Annotated in this window: 12 protein-coding genes, 5 tRNA genes and 1 pseudogene; 2 read left to right on the top strand and 16 right to left on the bottom strand. The window is 46.5% G+C overall.

All coding sequences use genetic code 11. The features are described 5' to 3' along the window. Window positions 1-77 precede the first annotated feature (77 nt). Window positions 78-1407, top strand: a pseudogene (locus AC5YBX_RS09770) (IS4 family transposase). A 109-nt stretch (window positions 1408-1516) separates the two neighbouring features. Here AC5YBX_RS09770 and gloA read toward each other — a convergent pair. The 14 genes from gloA to AC5YBX_RS09700 all read right to left on the bottom strand — a co-directional run bounded on the left by gloA (window position 1517) and on the right by AC5YBX_RS09700 (window position 11658). Beyond that, window positions 1517-1927, bottom strand: coding sequence for a lactoylglutathione lyase (gene gloA, locus AC5YBX_RS09765; protein WP_475514085.1), 411 nt, complete (start codon window positions 1925-1927; stop codon window positions 1517-1519). A gap of 665 nt (window positions 1928-2592) precedes the next feature. After that, window positions 2593-3237, bottom strand: a complete 645-nt coding sequence (gene nth, locus AC5YBX_RS09760) for an endonuclease III (protein WP_475514084.1) — start codon at window positions 3235-3237, stop codon at window positions 2593-2595. Window positions 3238-3240: 3 nt separating this feature from the next. Beyond that, complete coding sequence (locus AC5YBX_RS09755; RefSeq protein ID WP_494523582.1) at window positions 3241-3939, bottom strand: electron transport complex subunit E; 699 nt, start codon at window positions 3937-3939, stop codon at window positions 3241-3243. After that, a complete protein-coding gene (rsxG, locus tag AC5YBX_RS09750) occupies window positions 3932-4570 on the bottom strand; it encodes an electron transport complex subunit RsxG (RefSeq protein ID WP_475514082.1) in 639 nt (212 codons plus the stop codon). The genes AC5YBX_RS09755 and rsxG overlap by 8 nt, the downstream gene beginning before the upstream one ends. 20 nt (window positions 4571-4590) lie before the next feature. Beyond that, the gene (rsxD, locus tag AC5YBX_RS09745; protein ID WP_475514081.1) at window positions 4591-5643 is read right to left on the bottom strand and encodes an electron transport complex subunit RsxD; all 1053 of its coding nucleotides are present in this window, start codon (window positions 5641-5643) and stop codon (window positions 4591-4593) included. Window positions 5644-5645: 2 nt separating this feature from the next. Then, entirely contained in the window at window positions 5646-7844 is a 2199-nt protein-coding gene (gene rsxC, locus AC5YBX_RS09740) for an electron transport complex subunit RsxC (protein ID WP_494523581.1), read from the bottom strand. Next, window positions 7838-8407: an electron transport complex subunit RsxB gene (gene rsxB, locus AC5YBX_RS09735; protein WP_494519016.1), complete on the bottom strand. Its 570-nt coding sequence runs from the start codon at window positions 8405-8407 to the stop codon at window positions 7838-7840. The genes rsxC and rsxB overlap by 7 nt, the downstream gene beginning before the upstream one ends. 2 nt (window positions 8408-8409) lie before the next feature. Then, a complete protein-coding gene (gene rsxA, locus AC5YBX_RS09730; RefSeq protein ID WP_494519017.1) occupies window positions 8410-8988 on the bottom strand; it encodes an electron transport complex subunit RsxA in 579 nt (192 codons plus the stop codon). Between the two features lie 95 nt (window positions 8989-9083). Beyond that, window positions 9084-10994 carry an EAL domain-containing protein gene (locus AC5YBX_RS09725; RefSeq protein WP_494523580.1) on the bottom strand — a complete coding sequence of 637 codons (1911 nt, stop codon included), beginning with the start codon at window positions 10992-10994 and terminating at the stop codon, window positions 9084-9086. 118 nt (window positions 10995-11112) lie between these two features. Then, a tRNA-Asn gene (locus AC5YBX_RS09720) sits at window positions 11113-11188 on the bottom strand. Between the two features lie 31 nt (window positions 11189-11219). Next, window positions 11220-11295: transfer RNA gene (locus AC5YBX_RS09715), tRNA-Asn, on the bottom strand. Window positions 11296-11331: 36 nt separating this feature from the next. Then, window positions 11332-11407: transfer RNA gene (locus tag AC5YBX_RS09710), tRNA-Asn, on the bottom strand. A gap of 64 nt (window positions 11408-11471) precedes the next feature. Continuing rightward, window positions 11472-11547 (bottom strand) — tRNA-Asn (locus AC5YBX_RS09705). Window positions 11548-11582: 35 nt separating this feature from the next. Next, a tRNA-Asn gene (locus AC5YBX_RS09700) sits at window positions 11583-11658 on the bottom strand. Window positions 11659-12433: 775 nt separating this feature from the next. On the opposite strand from AC5YBX_RS09700, the gene uvrB reads away from it, so the two are divergent. Continuing rightward, window positions 12434-14449, top strand: coding sequence for an excinuclease ABC subunit UvrB (gene uvrB, locus AC5YBX_RS09695; RefSeq protein WP_494519019.1), 2016 nt, complete (start codon window positions 12434-12436; stop codon window positions 14447-14449). Window positions 14450-14554: 105 nt separating this feature from the next. Here the strand turns inward: uvrB and rrtA are convergent, their stop codons facing one another. Next, window positions 14555-15139 carry a rhombosortase gene (gene rrtA, locus AC5YBX_RS09690; RefSeq protein ID WP_475514075.1) on the bottom strand — a complete coding sequence of 195 codons (585 nt, stop codon included), beginning with the start codon at window positions 15137-15139 and terminating at the stop codon, window positions 14555-14557. Then, window positions 15133-15816: a 7-cyano-7-deazaguanine synthase QueC gene (gene queC, locus AC5YBX_RS09685; protein ID WP_475514074.1), complete on the bottom strand. Its 684-nt coding sequence runs from the start codon at window positions 15814-15816 to the stop codon at window positions 15133-15135. Before queC ends, rrtA begins: the two co-directional genes overlap by 7 nt. Window positions 15817-15903: the final 87 nt, after the last annotated feature.

Raw genomic sequence — 15903 nt, 5'->3', positions numbered from 1 at the left:
TAAGCATATAAACGATCAGTTGACCGATCTTTAAAAGGCTTCAAAATCCAATATCAGAAATGATATTGGATTTTTTTATGTCTTTAGAACAAGCTTTCTGCACCGCTTTTGAATACCACCAAGAAGCCACAGCTTTTACCAATCTTAATCACTTATTGGATGAAAACATCATCCAGCAAGCCTTTGAAACTGCGGGGGGTCGCCACAGTAAGAAAACGTCGCTTACCCCTTGATGCAGTTATGTGGTCTGTCATTGGTATGAGTTTTTACCGACAACAGTCTGTATGGGAGCTTGCGACTCATATGGAGTTGATGCTACCAGGTAAAAAGAAGCTCATTGCCCCCAGTGCTCTTGTTCAAGGGCGCCAGAGGTTAGGTGTGCAGAGTATGAAAAATGCCTTTCAAATGATGGCAAAACATTACTATAGCAACACTCAATTTGAGACATGGTGTGGACTGAATTTATTAGCCGTTGATGGTGTAGTCTGGCGCACTCAAGACACCGCTGATAATCGTAATGCTTTTGGCTCACCATCAAATCAACATGGTGACACCTCATTTCCTCAGGTTCGTATGGTGTGTCATATGGAGCTCACTAGCCATCAACTGATAAATAGCGCGTTTGATGGTTATAAAACGAGTGAAATGAAGCTAGCAGAAGCGCTCATACAGTCAACTCCAGACCATAGTCTCACGATGTTCGATAAAGGTTTTTACTCCTTAAACTTGCTACATCAATGGCAACTAGGTGGTGAAGAGCGGCACTGGTTAATCCCTGCGAGAAAGGGGCTTCAGTACGAGGTTTTACACTCAAATGGCCGGTTAGATAAACAGGTGAAATTGGCAATAACCGCCCAAGCCAGACAACAAAACCCAGCGCTACCGACGCATATAGAAGCGAGGCTGGTGACAAAATCAATAAAAGGTAAGACGCATCAGGTATTAACCTCAATGGTCGACCCATTACGCTTTCCAAGTGCTGACATCGTTGAGTTATATAATCATCGATGGGAAATAGAGCTTGGCTACAGAGAGATGAAACAAACCCTACTAAACAGCGAGTATACGCTAAGAAGTAAAAAATCAGAGATGGTAGAACAGGAACTTTGGGGCTTACTACTTGGCTACAACCTGATGCGTCAAGCAATGACTGAGGCCGCATCAAGAAAAGGAATATGGGCCAATCGCCTCAGCTTCAGTAATTGTGCGAGTACGATACTAAGTTACCTAGCAAGATTACCACTGATGAGCCCAGGAAATTTACCCAAACATTACGAGCAACTGATAGAAATGCTAGGTAACTTCGAGCTACCAACGAAACGAGAAGATAGGGTGTACCCAAGGGCTATAAAGTCAAAACCAAGCAAATATCCCCATAAAAAGAAAAATGCCAATCAGCTTAACTGACTGGCATTAGCCTTAGGGCGCTTTTTTTATGCTTAACTTGCTGCTTTAACATAGCTGACTTGGCGATAGCCGTTAGCGTCAGAAAACGTTATTTAAGTCAGCTAACGTTTTAGCCTAGGCCTTGTTGCGCCGAGTTAAGTTGAATAAATTCAATTTTATAGCCGTCTGGATCTTCAACGAAGGCAATTTCAGTACTACCACCGGCAACAGGGCCGGGTTGACGGGTCACTTTACCTCCGGCAGCTTCAATTGCAGCACAGCGACTGTAGATATCGGCTTCGCCAATGGCAAGGTGGCCAAACCCTGTGCCTAGATCATAGCTATCGGTATCCCAGTTATAGGTCAACTCTACCACTGCGGCACCTGTGCTTTCGTCGTCAAATCCGACAAAGGCGAGGGTATAACGGTATTCTGGGTTTTCAGATTGTCTAAGCAGTTTCATGCCAAGGATTTCAGTATAAAAATGGATGCTGCGTTCGAGATTGCCAACTCTAAGCATAGTGTGAAGAAGTTGTGCCATGAAGACCTCTTATTCTGGTTTAAGATGGCGGCCATTATACCCCTAATTAAGGTCAGTGGTCATCTCTGCCTAAAAGGTCGCTAAAGTCTTTTAAACATAGGATTAGGCTCAATAATAGTGGCCTACTACTCACCACCTGAATCAGTAGCCAATCACTTTAATAGTAACTGTGGCATTACTAAAGCATGACTAGAAAGGTGCACAGGCCTCCTGTCATATTGCCACTATAGCGCCTATGACTGAGGTCACAGAATTCAGTAAATACTTTGGTGCAAATCTGCTTTAGCCGCATAATGACTTAACGTACTTAAAGGAGTTTAATCATGTCTAGCGAATTAAAAATGGCCTTAGGCTTAGCTGTTACTATCGCTTTGGTGCTATCAATATTTTTTGTATCGATGTTCTAATCACTGTTGCTATTTGATAACTGGCGAGTCGTTTTGATGAGCAGCTTTTAAGTCAAGGCCCGAGCGCTTATGTTGAATAAGCTAAGCGACATAGGTGACGCCGCTGAACAAGCCAAAGAGCCACTGTGTGGTAAAAATGCACTGTCTCTTAGTTTGATGAGGTTATCGATATCTAAAAAAAAGCCGCATTAGCGGCTTTTTTGTTGGCAGATAGCTTGAGTCAGCTTGGGCATAAAAGCCACTTGCGATATGGCTGGGTCAGTCTTCGTCAGGGTAGACTTTGTCTTTAAACTCGCACAACTCTTCAATAATACAGCTGCCACAGCGAGGTTTACGGGCCAAGCAGGTGTAGCGACCTTGTAAGATGAACCAATGATGTACATCGACCTTAAATTCAGCTGGTACGACTTTTAACATCTTCTGCTCAACCTGATCGACATTTTTCCCCATGGCAAATTTAGTGCGATTGGCAACGCGAAAGATGTGAGTATCCACCGCAATGGTCGGCCAGCCAAAAGCGGTATTAAGTACCACATTAGCGGTTTTTCTGCCCACACCAGGTAAGGCTTCGAGGGCTTCTCTGTTCTCGGGCACTTCACCTGCATATTTTTCAACTAATATCTGGCAGGCTTTGATGACGTTAATGGCCTTATTATTATATAAGCCTATGGTTTTAATATACTGTTTTAAACCATCAACCCCTAAGTCTAAAATGGCTTGGGCGGTATTTGCCACAGGAAACAATTTATCAGTGGCCTTGTTAACACTCACATCAGTTGCTTGGGCCGACAAGGTGACGGCAACCAAAAGCTCAAACGGTGATGCAAAGTTAAGCTCTGTCTCCGGCTTAGGGTTATTGCTGCGCAGGATCTCTAATATTTGGCGGCGTTTTTCGTTATTCATCGATTAACTTACCTTGGTAATTCTAACTCTGGTCACGGCTTGCTCTGGCTCTGGAGCTGGGCGATGTGCGGCAATCTTGTCATCGATGATATTTTTGGCAGCAATTAAAAAGCCCATGGCGATAAATGCCCCCGGTGGTAGCATGGCGAGCAAGAAATTGGTGTCTACTTGCCAGAAATGGATGGTCAGATCGGCCGCCCACTCTCCAAGCAGCAGATTAGCGCCATCAAAAAGGGTGCCTTGGCCTAAAATTTCACGGCACGCCCCTAACATCATCAAGACTAAGGTAAAGCCTAGGCCCATCATTAAACCATCGAAAGCGGCTTTGCTGACGGTATTACGCGACGCAAAGGCTTCGGCACGACCGATGATCACGCAGTTAGTCACAATCAGTGGCAAAAAGATCCCCAGTGACAGATATAAACCGTAGGCGTAAGCGTTGATCAGCAGTTGCACGCAGGTCACGAGCGCCGCGATAATCATCACAAATACCGGAATACGGATCTCTTTAGGGACGAAGTCTCTCACTAGCGATACTAAGATGTTGGAGCCAACCAATACGACTAAGGTCGCTAAACCCAGCCCGATGGCGTTTGTTAGGGTAGCGGTTACGGCCAGCAATGGGCATAAGCCCAATAATTGCACCAGTCCTGGATTGTTTTTCCATAAGCCTTGCCAGGCAATATCGCGATAATTACTCATAGGAAACCTCACAATTAGCTGGGCGGTTAAGCAGTTGTGCTTGGTTAGCATTAAAATACTGCAGGGTACGTTTTACCGCGCCGACATAGGCTCTGGGGGTGATTGTTGCGCCAGTAAATTGGTCAAATTGTCCGCCGTCTTTTTTAACGGCCCACAGCTTATCATTGTCATCGTTCAGCTGCTGCTGATTAAACAGGTAGACCCAATCTGATTTACGCAACTCAATTTTATCACCCAGCCCAGGAGTTTCATTATGGGCTAGGGTGCGCACGCCGAGCACCTTACCTTGCACATCTATGGCGACAATCAATTTGATTTGGCCATTATAACCATCCGGTGCGACGGTCTCGATGGCGATGGCCACAGGTGTACCTTGTTGGCTGGCGATATAAGCGGGTAAAGGTTCATCCACGCCAAGCGCGGCAGCGTCATGGATTAAAATACAATGTTCAATTAAGGCGTTGTCATGTATCTCATCGGGAATGATCTGATGCAGAGTACGCATTAATTGCAGATCTTGTTGCTGCTTAATACGATCGGCAGTAAACAGATTAACCATGGCAACTAAGGCGGTGCACAGCAGTGCAAATAACCCCAATAAACTGCCATTTTTAACAATAGAACGTTTCAATTTACTCTCCTGAGCATGACTTAACGGCTTGCTCGATGGCCATAGGCGCGAGGCTTCACATAATAGTCGATAAACGGCGCACACAGATTGGCTAACAATACAGCAAAGGCGAATGCATCAGGATACCCCCCAAAGCTGCGAATGCTGTAAACCAATACCCCGATTAATGCACCAAATAGTAAGCGCCCTTTAACGCTGGTTGCCGCAGTAACCGGATCGGTGGCGATAAAAAAGGCTGCAATCATGGTCGCGCCAGAAAATAGATGCAGTAATGGGCCCGTATGAGTGTCGGGGCTTAATAGATAGCCGATACTGGCGCAGACAAATAAGCTGCCGATAATAGCGCCGCTAATATGCCAGCGGATCAGCTTAAGTTTAAGCATACATAAACCGCCAAACAGATAGGCGACATTAATCCATACCCAGCCAATGCCAAAGCCGTTTTCAAAGGTAGGCTTTTCCAGTGCCTCATTGATGGTCAGTCCCGTTGAAAGCGAGGTTTTAATCGCATCGAGCGGGGTCGCCATACTCATGCCGTCAAAACCGGCGCGATAGGCTAATACTTCTGCAGGGCTTATCCCTTGAAAAATAATCTGCAAGCTTGCCAATAAGCTGACATCGTTGAGCGCTGCGCCTGCTGGCGCCACCCAGGTAGTCATCTGTAAGGGAAAGGAGATCAGCAGCATGACATAAGCTGCCATCGCCGGATTAAAGATATTGTTACCTAAGCCACCATAGAGGTGTTTAACCACTAAAATGGCAAATATCACACCAATGACACTAATCCACCAAGGGGCAAGCGCAGGAATGGCCACGCCGACCAATAACCCCGTAAGTGCGGCGCTATTATCACTTAATGTTGGCCAAACTGGGCGCTTACGTAACGATAAAACCGCCGCTTCAGTGGCCATCGCAACGGCGATAGACAGTAGCACTTGGATAATCGCGCCCCAGCCGAAGAAGTAACATTGAGCCAGCACACCGGGTAGTGCACAGGCCATGACCTTGAGCATTAATGTGCTGGTTTGTGCACTCGTATTTATATGGGGCGAAGATGCCATCTTAAAAGCCATGATTAATCCTCGTGCTCATCATCTTGAGCTGCACTAGCGGCCTTGACCAGTTTTTTGGCCTTTGCTTTTGCCACTGCGGCGGCAATACGTTGTTGCTTAATCTCTGCTGCCGATAGCTCAATACTATTAGCATCAATACTATCAGCGGCTTTATCTTGCTGGTCAGCTTCACTTGTACCACTTACTGGCGTTGATGATGGGGCCTCGCTGCTTTGCGCCAGCTGGGCAACTTTTTTTGCCTTGGCTTTAGTGATCGCGGCAGCGATTTTGGCCTTTTTGGCCTCAGCCTCACTTACTGGCGCCGCTGATGGAGCGACGCTGGTGTCTGCATCATTGGTGTTAGCTTGCTCATTTTTATCGCTGCTTTGCGCCAGCTGGGCAGCTTTTTTTGCCTTGGCTTTAGCGACCGCCGCAGCGATTTTGGCCTTCTTGGCCTCGGCCTCACTCAATGGCGCCGCTGATGGAGCGTTGTTGACATTTACATCGTTTGGCTCAGCTTGTTGATGCGCATCGCTGCTTTGCGCCAGTTGAGCGGCCTTTTTTGCTTTGGCGCGGGCAATAGCGGCGGCTACTTTATCTTGGGTCGCCGTGTTGCTTGCATTTGCACTGCCCTCAGTGTTGGATGTGGGCGCAGCTGTAGTGGCAGTTTCAGCCGCCTTTTTGGCTTTTATCCGTGCCATTGCCGCGGCGACGGCATCTTTATCTGTGCCAGACATGGCGGCTTTACGTTTTTGTGCCGCTTGTTTGGCTTTTTCTTCACGGGCGCGTTTTTCTTGTTCTAAGCGCAGCATACGCGAATCGAAACGCTGTTTGGCCAGCTCTGCTTGTTTCTTCTCTTCGGCTTCAACTCGCAGTGCCGATTTAGCGACCCGGTAATATTCCACCAAGGGAATGTCACTTGGGCAGACATAACTGCAGCAACCACATTCGATGCAATCTCTAAGGTTATAGCTGGCCGCTTTATCGTATTCTTCGGCTTTGGCATGCCAAAACAGCTGCTGGGGTAACAAACCCGCAGGGCAGGCTTGGGCACACTCGCCGCAGCGAATGCATGGCATCTCTGGAGCCGGCGGAGCGATTTCATTGCTATCGGGGGCCAGTATACAGTTTGTGCCTTTAAGCAGTGGCGCTTGTCGATTGGGCAACATGTAACCCATCATCGGGCCGCCAATAATAATCGGGGAGTGATCATCCCCCTTAAATTGAGCGCAATGTAATAGGTGTTCGATGGGCGTGCCAATTGGCACCCAATAATTACCCGGTTGGCCGATATTATTACCCGTTAAGGTAACCACTCGCTCTATCAGCGGCGCGTTACAATAGACGGCTTGCTCAATGCTAAAGGCGGTGCCGACATTTTGCACCAAAATCCCTAAGTTGGCTGGAATGGCACCCGATGGCACCTCTTGACCGGTAATGATTTGGATCAGTTGTTTTTCACCGCCAGAAGGATATACCGTGGGTATGGCGGTGACCCGCGCGCACTGGGCTGGTAAGTCGCTGTTGTTGAGGGCATGTGTCATCTGCTCAATGGCTTGAGGTTTGTTGTCCTCGATGGCGATGACGATACGTTTGGGGCTTAGTAACTGATGAATAATCTCAATGCCGCGGACAATCTCGGTGCTATGTTCGCGCATCAAACGATCATCGGAGGTGATGTAGGGTTCACATTCGACACCATTGATGATCAATAGCTCAATATCACTGACCGGTTTTAATTTGATGTGGGTTGGAAACGCCGCGCCGCCAAGTCCGGCAACGCCTGCCCGTTGGACTCTGGTGAGAATCTCATCACTGGCCATCGCTTTAACGTCATCTTGGCTTAATGGCGCATGGATAGCAGGAAAAAGCCGCTGCTGATGATCGTTATCTATGATACAGCACAACACAGGCAAGCCCGAGGCGTGGTTGCTTGGGCGCGTTTCGATAGCCGCAATCTGGCCCGATACTGGTGCGTGTACAGGCAGATGACGAAAGCTGTCTCCCTGGGTGAGCCGTTGCCCTTGGGCCACCGTATCGCCGACGCCAACCGCCAAGGTGCAGCTTTCGCCCACCTGAGGGATCGGGATGATATATTGCTCAGCCAAAGGTAAACTGGCGATATTAGCTTGATTTGATAAGGTTTTAAACTCAGGCGGGTGAATTCCTCCCGCCACGCGCCACAGTGTTCCTTTATCAATTTGTTCAAATAAAGTTAACACTTGGCTTCCTCGCTAATGGTGGTGACGGGAATGGCGTTAAGTTTCCAATTCCAATTTTGAATGCTTGGGGTCACGGGCAACATGTCGATGCAGTCGACGGGGCAAGGTTCAACGCACAGATCGCAGCCAGTGCAGTAATCTGCAATGACTGTGTGCATCTGCTTGCCGGTACCTAAAATGGCATCGACAGGACAGGCCTGAATACATTTAGTGCAACCAATACACTCTTCTTCGCGAATGTAGGCCACTTTTTTGATTTGGGTTTCGGCGGTGGCGGTCAAGGGTTCAGGTTCTACGCCCATTAACTCGGCCAGCTTTTCCATGGTGGCAGTACCACCAGGTGGGCATTTGTTAATTTTTTCGCCATTGGCAATGGCTTCGGCGTAGGGGCGACAACCAGGGTAGCCACATTGGCCACATTGAGTTTGTGGTAATAAGGCTTCGGCTTGCTCGACCACGGGGTTGCCTTCGACCTTAAATTTTTCGGCGGCAAATCCTAGTAGTGCGCCAAAAAATAGCGCGAGTAATCCTAATAATATAATGGCGATGACGATCTCAAACATGGTTAATTTACCAAACCTGTAAAGCCCATAAAGGCCAGCGACATTAAACCGGCGGTGATCATGGCGATTGCGCCACCTCTAAAGGGGGATGGCACATCTGCAGCGGCAAGGCGCTCACGCATGGCGGAGAAGAGAATAAGTACCAGGGAGAAGCCTGCAGCGGCGCCAAAGCCGTAAATTGCAGACTCGATGAAATCATGGTGTTCATTAACGTTGAGCAGTGCCACCCCTAAAACGGCGCAGTTAGTGGTGATCAGCGGCAGGTAGATCCCCAGTGCGCGATGCAGAGATGCACTGGTTTTTTGGATTAACATTTCGGTGAACTGCACCACGACGGCAATCACCAAAATGAAGGCCATGGTCCGCAGGTAGCCTAATTCAAAAGGCTGTAATAAGTAGTTGTCGACCAGATAACTCAAAATGGAGGCAAGCGTAAGCACAAAGGTGGTCGCCATCGACATACCTATTGCGGACTCTAGTTTGCTGGAGACGCCCATAAAGGGACATAATCCGAGAAATTTAACTAAAACAAAGTTGTTGACCAGCACAGTGCCGACCAAAAGCAGGAGATATTCGCTCATCTCAATCGGTTATCTATATCTAATTTAACGGCTATTATCGACCTTTCGGCATCGATAAACAACACATAGAATGCAGGGATTATTTCATTTACGGTTTAACTGGCTGAGGATTGTTCATCTCGCAGTGTAATGGGATGGGGCTTAGCGATGTAATAGCCTTGCAATCCATCAACAAGTAAGTGTTCTAATAGCAGCTTTTGTTCTTGGCGTTCGATGCTTGAAGCAATAACGCTAATGGACTGTTTACGCGCCACATCGACGATCATTTTAACAAAGAAGCGATTATGGTCAGATTCAATATCTTGGGTGTAGCTACCGTCGAGCTTAATAAAATCTGGGCGTACTTCTTTAAAAAATTTAAAGGAGGTGAATCCCATACCAAAATGTTCTACTGAGACGCGAGCCCCGACACCGTGCATCTCTCTAACAAATTTGTGTGCCAGATTGATATTGGCTTGCATTCCCGCTTCATTGACCTCTAATACGATTCGACTGGCAATTTGACGCTGATGCACAAAAAGCGCTTTAAGCCAGGCAATAAAGGCGGGTTGTGTTATTGAGTTTGAACTGATGTTGATCCCAAAGGCGCCTTCTAAGTTAGGGTTGTCGATAAGTACTTTGAAGGTGCTGAGAATAATCATTTTATCTAAATCAACATTGAGCCCATGGCGCTCAGCCATAGCAATCACAGTGCCTGTGGGTAAAAACTTACCTTGGCTGCTGTAAAATCGGGCTAAAAGTTCTCGATAAATTTTATCGGCGCCGCGGCAAGGCTGAATATCTTGTGCATGAAATTTAAGGGCACGACGTTTGATGATATCGTTAATGGCCACTTTCCATTTTGAATCCCCAAATAACTCATCTCCGTTGAGTTTTTCGTGAATATGGACACTATTGGGGCCCATGGTTTGGGCAATGCTAACTGCGGCATCGCCAAGGTAAATAAGTGACAAGGCTTGATTGCCTTGCTGGTAAGGGACTAAGCCGGTATAAGCGACAGATTCAGCATCGATAGTCTGTTGAAATAGGTCAAAATTAGCCTTTAAATTATGCAGTAAAGGCTGGGCATCTTTAAGTGTCATATCGGGGATAAATAGCGCAAAGTCAGCGCTCGAAATGCGAAAACATTCTGCATAAGCAAAGTCTTGTATACTTTTTCGTATACAGGCAGCCACTCCTGCTAAATAATTATCACCGGCTTCGCGACCTTGTGATTGATTTATTTGGCCAAGCTCAGTGGCTTTAATTATTGCCATGGCTCCGAATTGCTTTCCAGGTTGGGCCAAACCGTCGAGCTTTTGGGTGAATTTAGCCCGGGTGCTAAATAATGTTATTGGATCTTGATAGGCTTCTTTGTTGAGTTTGTCATTATGTTGTTGCATCTCATCAAATGCGCGGTTAAGTGAAGTACGGCATCTCTCTAATGCTTGTCCCAGTGGGGCTAGTTCGCCGCGAAAGTAAGAGTGGGCTAATGCGTCAAATTTAAGTTCAGACAAGTTTGCAATATAGGCACTGGCATAACGGATCGCTCGACTGAGGCGCATCATCAACATACTAAACAGCAAACTAATAACTAGATAAGTTAGCCAAATGACAGTTAACGCCTGAAGAAAACGCTGTTTTGCTGAGTTGGTGATATGACGGTTATCTAACTTGACTTGCAATCTGCCCTGGGACAAGGATCGTGTGTCGTTAAGTTCTTGGTTAAAGAGCGCACCAATAATGTCATTATTTACAGGATGTAACTGACCGCTGGTGTAGCTAAGGGCTCCATCTAATTGGTGAATATATTGAAAAAATTGAAAATGATGCTCGGGACTTAAGAGAGCATAGAGGGCATGACCGTCACGAGGCAGTGAGGTCTGCCATAGTGGATTTTGCACATAGTCTTGTAATGATTGAGCGGCCATAGCCGATGCGCGTTGCTGTTCATGCTGATAACTAAAAAAGGAGATAATGCCGAATACTGTCAGCAAAATAAGGTGAAATGTTTTAGTAACGCCCATAAACAGTGAGTCCAGAATCTCTAGCGAATTAAATTGATCCCAATTGATTGACTGCTAGTCTAACTGATTATTTATTAAAGCGGAATGTTATTGTAGAAGGAGGGTATAACTAAAGAAATGGCTCCCCAGACTGGACTCGAACCAGTGACATACGGATTAACAGTCCGCCGTTCTACCAACTGAACTACAGGGGAATCGATATTTCATATTACTACGTTAATTAAGTGGCTCCCCAGACTGGACTCGAACCAGTGACATACGGATTAACAGTCCGCCGTTCTACCAACTGAACTACAGGGGAATCGATACTTAATTTTTAGTGTTTGATTTAAAAGTTTGGCTCCCCAGACTGGACTCGAACCAGTGACATACGGATTAACAGTCCGCCGTTCTACCAACTGAACTACAGGGGAAACGCTTTAACTTTTTCAATGCTAATTTACACTAACATTGTATCTTACACTGTTTGTACTGCGTTGGCTCCCCAGACTGGACTCGAACCAGTGACATACGGATTAACAGTCCGCCGTTCTACCAACTGAACTACAGGGGAAACGCATTATACTTATCTACTACATCTTATTGCTTTGGCTCCCCAGACTGGACTCGAACCAGTGACATACGGATTAACAGTCCGCCGTTCTACCAACTGAACTACAGGGGAAACGTATAAAGCAACTCGTCGTTGAAGACGGAGCGCATATTAAATCGCTCTTAGACATGAGTCAACTCATGGTGAGAAAAAAAAGAGTAATTATGTGGTTAAGTGCTCATCTAATGCCCATCATGCTGGCTTAGTGTGCACTTTGGTTATCTTGTCGACATTATTATTGGCACTACGCTTAAAGTAATAAGGTAAGCAGTTGTTCGATATCACAATAGCCTTAATAGTGATTGGGCTATTTGGGTTAACTTCGTCAAATGTAGTAAAATTACATAGATTTACCTCTCAACTTATAATCAGTCCATCTAAGGCAAAGCCGCGATGGCACTGAGGTTGTAAGAGTTATCCACTAAATCTGTGGATAAACCTGTGGGTTAGCCAAAAAATAGGCCTTCAAACCCTTGTAGATTGCGGATTGTACTTAAAATGACTAAATTTAATTGTTTTTTTATTATTTGTTTAATATCAAATGTTTAATAAAATCAATAGCCATAATCAAGATCTTTTCTGGCCGTTGTAAATATGTAATAAATTTGATGGAGTCTCTTGTGTATTAATGTCGCTACAGTGTTGGGCTTGACGCGAGTTAATGGCACTAATGCCATATTATTAACCTTGTATTAAAGTTTCATCTAGCTCGCGGGTGTGGCAATTTATCACTTAACCCCATCGGACTGTTCTTCATCTATATCGTTTGGCTAAATCCTCCTAACGCGATTGGCTAAAGTCACTCGGTCGATTAAGATGGTCTGCTGAACTAGTTAGGAGTGTCCCATTGAGTGAATCATCGTTTCAACTTGTCTCCCATTACCAGCCCGCCGGCGATCAACCTACCGCAATAAAGAAGTTGGTTGACGGCATTGAGTCAGGCCTAGCGTGCCAGACATTGCTTGGGGTGACAGGATCTGGCAAAACCTTCACCGTTGCTAATGTCATACAGCAGTTACAGCGTCCGACCATTATCATGGCACCCAATAAGACCTTGGCGGCGCAACTGTATGGCGAGATGAAAGAGTTTTTTCCTCATAATGCCGTTGAATACTTTGTTTCTTACTACGATTACTACCAACCTGAAGCCTATGTACCATCGACCAATACCTTTATCGAAAAGGATGCGTCGGTGAATGCCCATATTGAACAGATGCGCTTATCGGCAACCAAAGCACTGTTGGAGCGTAAAGATGTGGTATTGATCGCCTCGGTATCGGCTATTTATGGTCTGGGGGATCCTGATTCTTACCTGAAAATGTTGTTGCATCTGCGTCAGGGCGACTTAATGGGGCAGCGCGAGATATTGCAGCGCTTAAGTGAATTACAATATACCCGTAATGACATAGAGTTGCAGCGCGGCACGTTTAGGGTCAGAGGAGAGGTGATCGATATTTTCCCGGCTGATTCGGAGCGAGATGCGATCCGCGTTGAACTGTTTGACGATGAAATCGACAGACTTAGCCTATTTGACCCATTAACGGGGCATATCTTACAGCGTATAGCTAGAACCACGGTTTATCCCAAGACCCACTATGTGACGCCACGGGAGAAAATTATTGCCGCGACCGAAGAGATCAAGGCTGAGCTTCGTCTGCGTAAACAGTACCTATTGGATAATAATAAGCTTATTGAAGCTCAGCGGATCTCCGAGCGCGTGCAGTATGATATCGAAATGATGACCGAACTGGGCTATTGCTCGGGGATCGAGAACTACTCGCGTTACTTATCAGGTCGCCGCCCAGGAGAGGGGCCACCGACCTTGCTGGATTATCTGCCCGCTGACGGTTTACTGATCATCGATGAATCTCATGTGACCATACCGCAAATTGGCGCCATGTATAAAGGTGACCGCTCGCGTAAAATGAATCTAGTGGAATACGGTTTCCGCTTGCCGTCGGCGTTAGATAATCGCCCGCTCAAATTTGAAGAGTTTGAAGCCTTAATGCCTCAAAGCGTGTTTGTTTCAGCCACGCCTGCGCAATATGAGATCGACAAGAGTGATGGCGAAATCGCCGAGCAGGTTGTGCGCCCAACAGGGCTACTGGATCCCGAGATTGAAGTGCGTCCGGTTGGAATACAGGTCGATGACCTATTATCAGAGATTGGTAAACGGGTTGCGGTGAACGAGCGGGTATTGGTGACTACGCTGACTAAGCGCATGTCAGAAGATCTTACCGAGTACTTAGATGAACATGGAGTGAAGGTGCGCTACTTACACTCAGATATTGATACGGTAGAGCGGGTGGAGATCATTCGCGATCTACGTAAAGGGGTGTTCGATGTGCTTGTTGGGATTAACCTGCTACGTGAAGGACTCGATATGCCAGAAGTCTCCTTAGTCTGTATTTTAGATGCAGACAAAGAAGGCTTCTTACGTTCTGAGCGCTCGCTGATTCAGACCATAGGCCGCGCAGCGCGTAACGTAAACGGCAAGGTGATCCTTTATGGTGATAAGATCACTAAATCGATGGCTAAGGCGATTGATGAGACCGAAAGGCGGCGAGAAAAACAGCGTCAATATAACTTGGAACATGGCATTACCCCTAAAGGGTTGTCAAAGCGGATCACCGATGTGATGGATATCGGCGGCAACGAGCATACCGCAAGGGTGCTACCTTCCTATCATAAAGTGGCCGAACCTAAAGGGGATTATGTTGCTGCAGATGCCGCGACCCTGAGCCATCAAATTGATGAGTTGGAAAAACGCATGCATCAACATGCGCGCGATCTTGAGTTTGAACAAGCCGCGGCGCTACGTGATCAAGTCCATGCGTTAAGAGAGGCTTTAATAAAAGCCTAAATCTAATGAGCGTTGAGTCGTTAATGAGATAAAAGTAGAGTGGATAAATCCCCCCACATCCGTTAGCGGAAGGATGTAGGGGTGATGACTTATTTATTTGTCAGTTTATTTGGACCAGCGCCGAATAAGCTTATAGCCAATAAACACTAATATGCCCGTGAACACTCCGATTAAATGCGATTCGGTGGCAACGCGGGCATCGATCAGTTGGGTGATCTGCTTACTCGCCCCATAGATTTGTTCGTAAGCGACTTTAGCGCACACACCGACTAACAAGAGATAACCTGAGCGTATACCGCGTTGGATATCTTTTAGGGCACCATAGGTCACTAAGCCATGTAACATACCGCTAAGCCCTACATAACCGAGTAAAGTGGGAAACCCCCAGTAAAGCCCTACCCCCTGTAATAAGCACAACAGGACAAACAGCAGGCTAAAGTTTGCTGCGCGGTAATGCATCTCATGTAAAAACGCCAATACCCATAATCCGCCGAGATTCATCGCCAAATGCCAAGCATTGGTATGCAGCAAGTTGCCTGTCAATAAGCGCCACCATTCACCTTGGGTAATGGCCGCTTTACGATAGGCGAGGCTACTATCGAACGGGGCAAAATAGAGCGCGATACAGACAATGCTTATGAGTAGCACTAGCCCATAGGGTTTCGAACTTGATTTTAATGAACTTAGCATTGGCGGTTAAGCTCAGCCATGACTCTTGTCTTATTGTCTAAATAGTCTTGTAGCCCTTGGCTACGCAATAGACAGGCAGGGCAAGTACCACAACCATCACCTATGATGCCGTTGTAGCAGGTGAGGGTGCTATCGCGAATAAGCGCTAGGCTGTGGTATTTATCGGCCAGCGCCCAAGTTTGTGCCTTATTAAGCCACATTAATGGCGTTTCAATGGTCAAGTTGCGATCCATGCCTTGCTCTAAGGCCGATTGCATCGCCTTAACAAATTGATCTCGGCAGTCAGGATAGCCCGAAAAGTCAGTTTCACACACCCCAGTGATCACTGTATCAGCCCCCAGTTGGTAGGCATAAATCCCCGCCAAAGTGAGGAATAAAATATTTCTGCCCGGCACAAAGGTATTGGGTAATCCATTGGCCATTAGCTCGTTAGATACTTCAATGGCATCACGAGTTAATGCTGAAATTGCCAGCTCATTCAATACCGTTACATCGAGAACTTTATGGCTGATAACGCCAAGCTGCTCACCGAGTTGCTTGGCAACGTCGATCTCTTGTCGATGTCGTTGTCCATAATCAAAGGTGATAGCGTGAACTTCATCGTATTGGTTTAACGCCTGTATTAGACAGGTTGTGGAGTCTTGGCCACCACTGAACACTACAACTGCTTTAGACATGAAGGTTTATCGTTAACAAAATTTGGCGTTAGTTTAACTGACGCTGCAACGCTTGCAAAATGTCTTGTTGAGCGCAAAGCCGTTTGG

This window comes from Shewanella sp. 492 (assembly GCF_059338445.1).
This window is presented reverse-complemented; position numbering and strand designations above follow the sequence as displayed.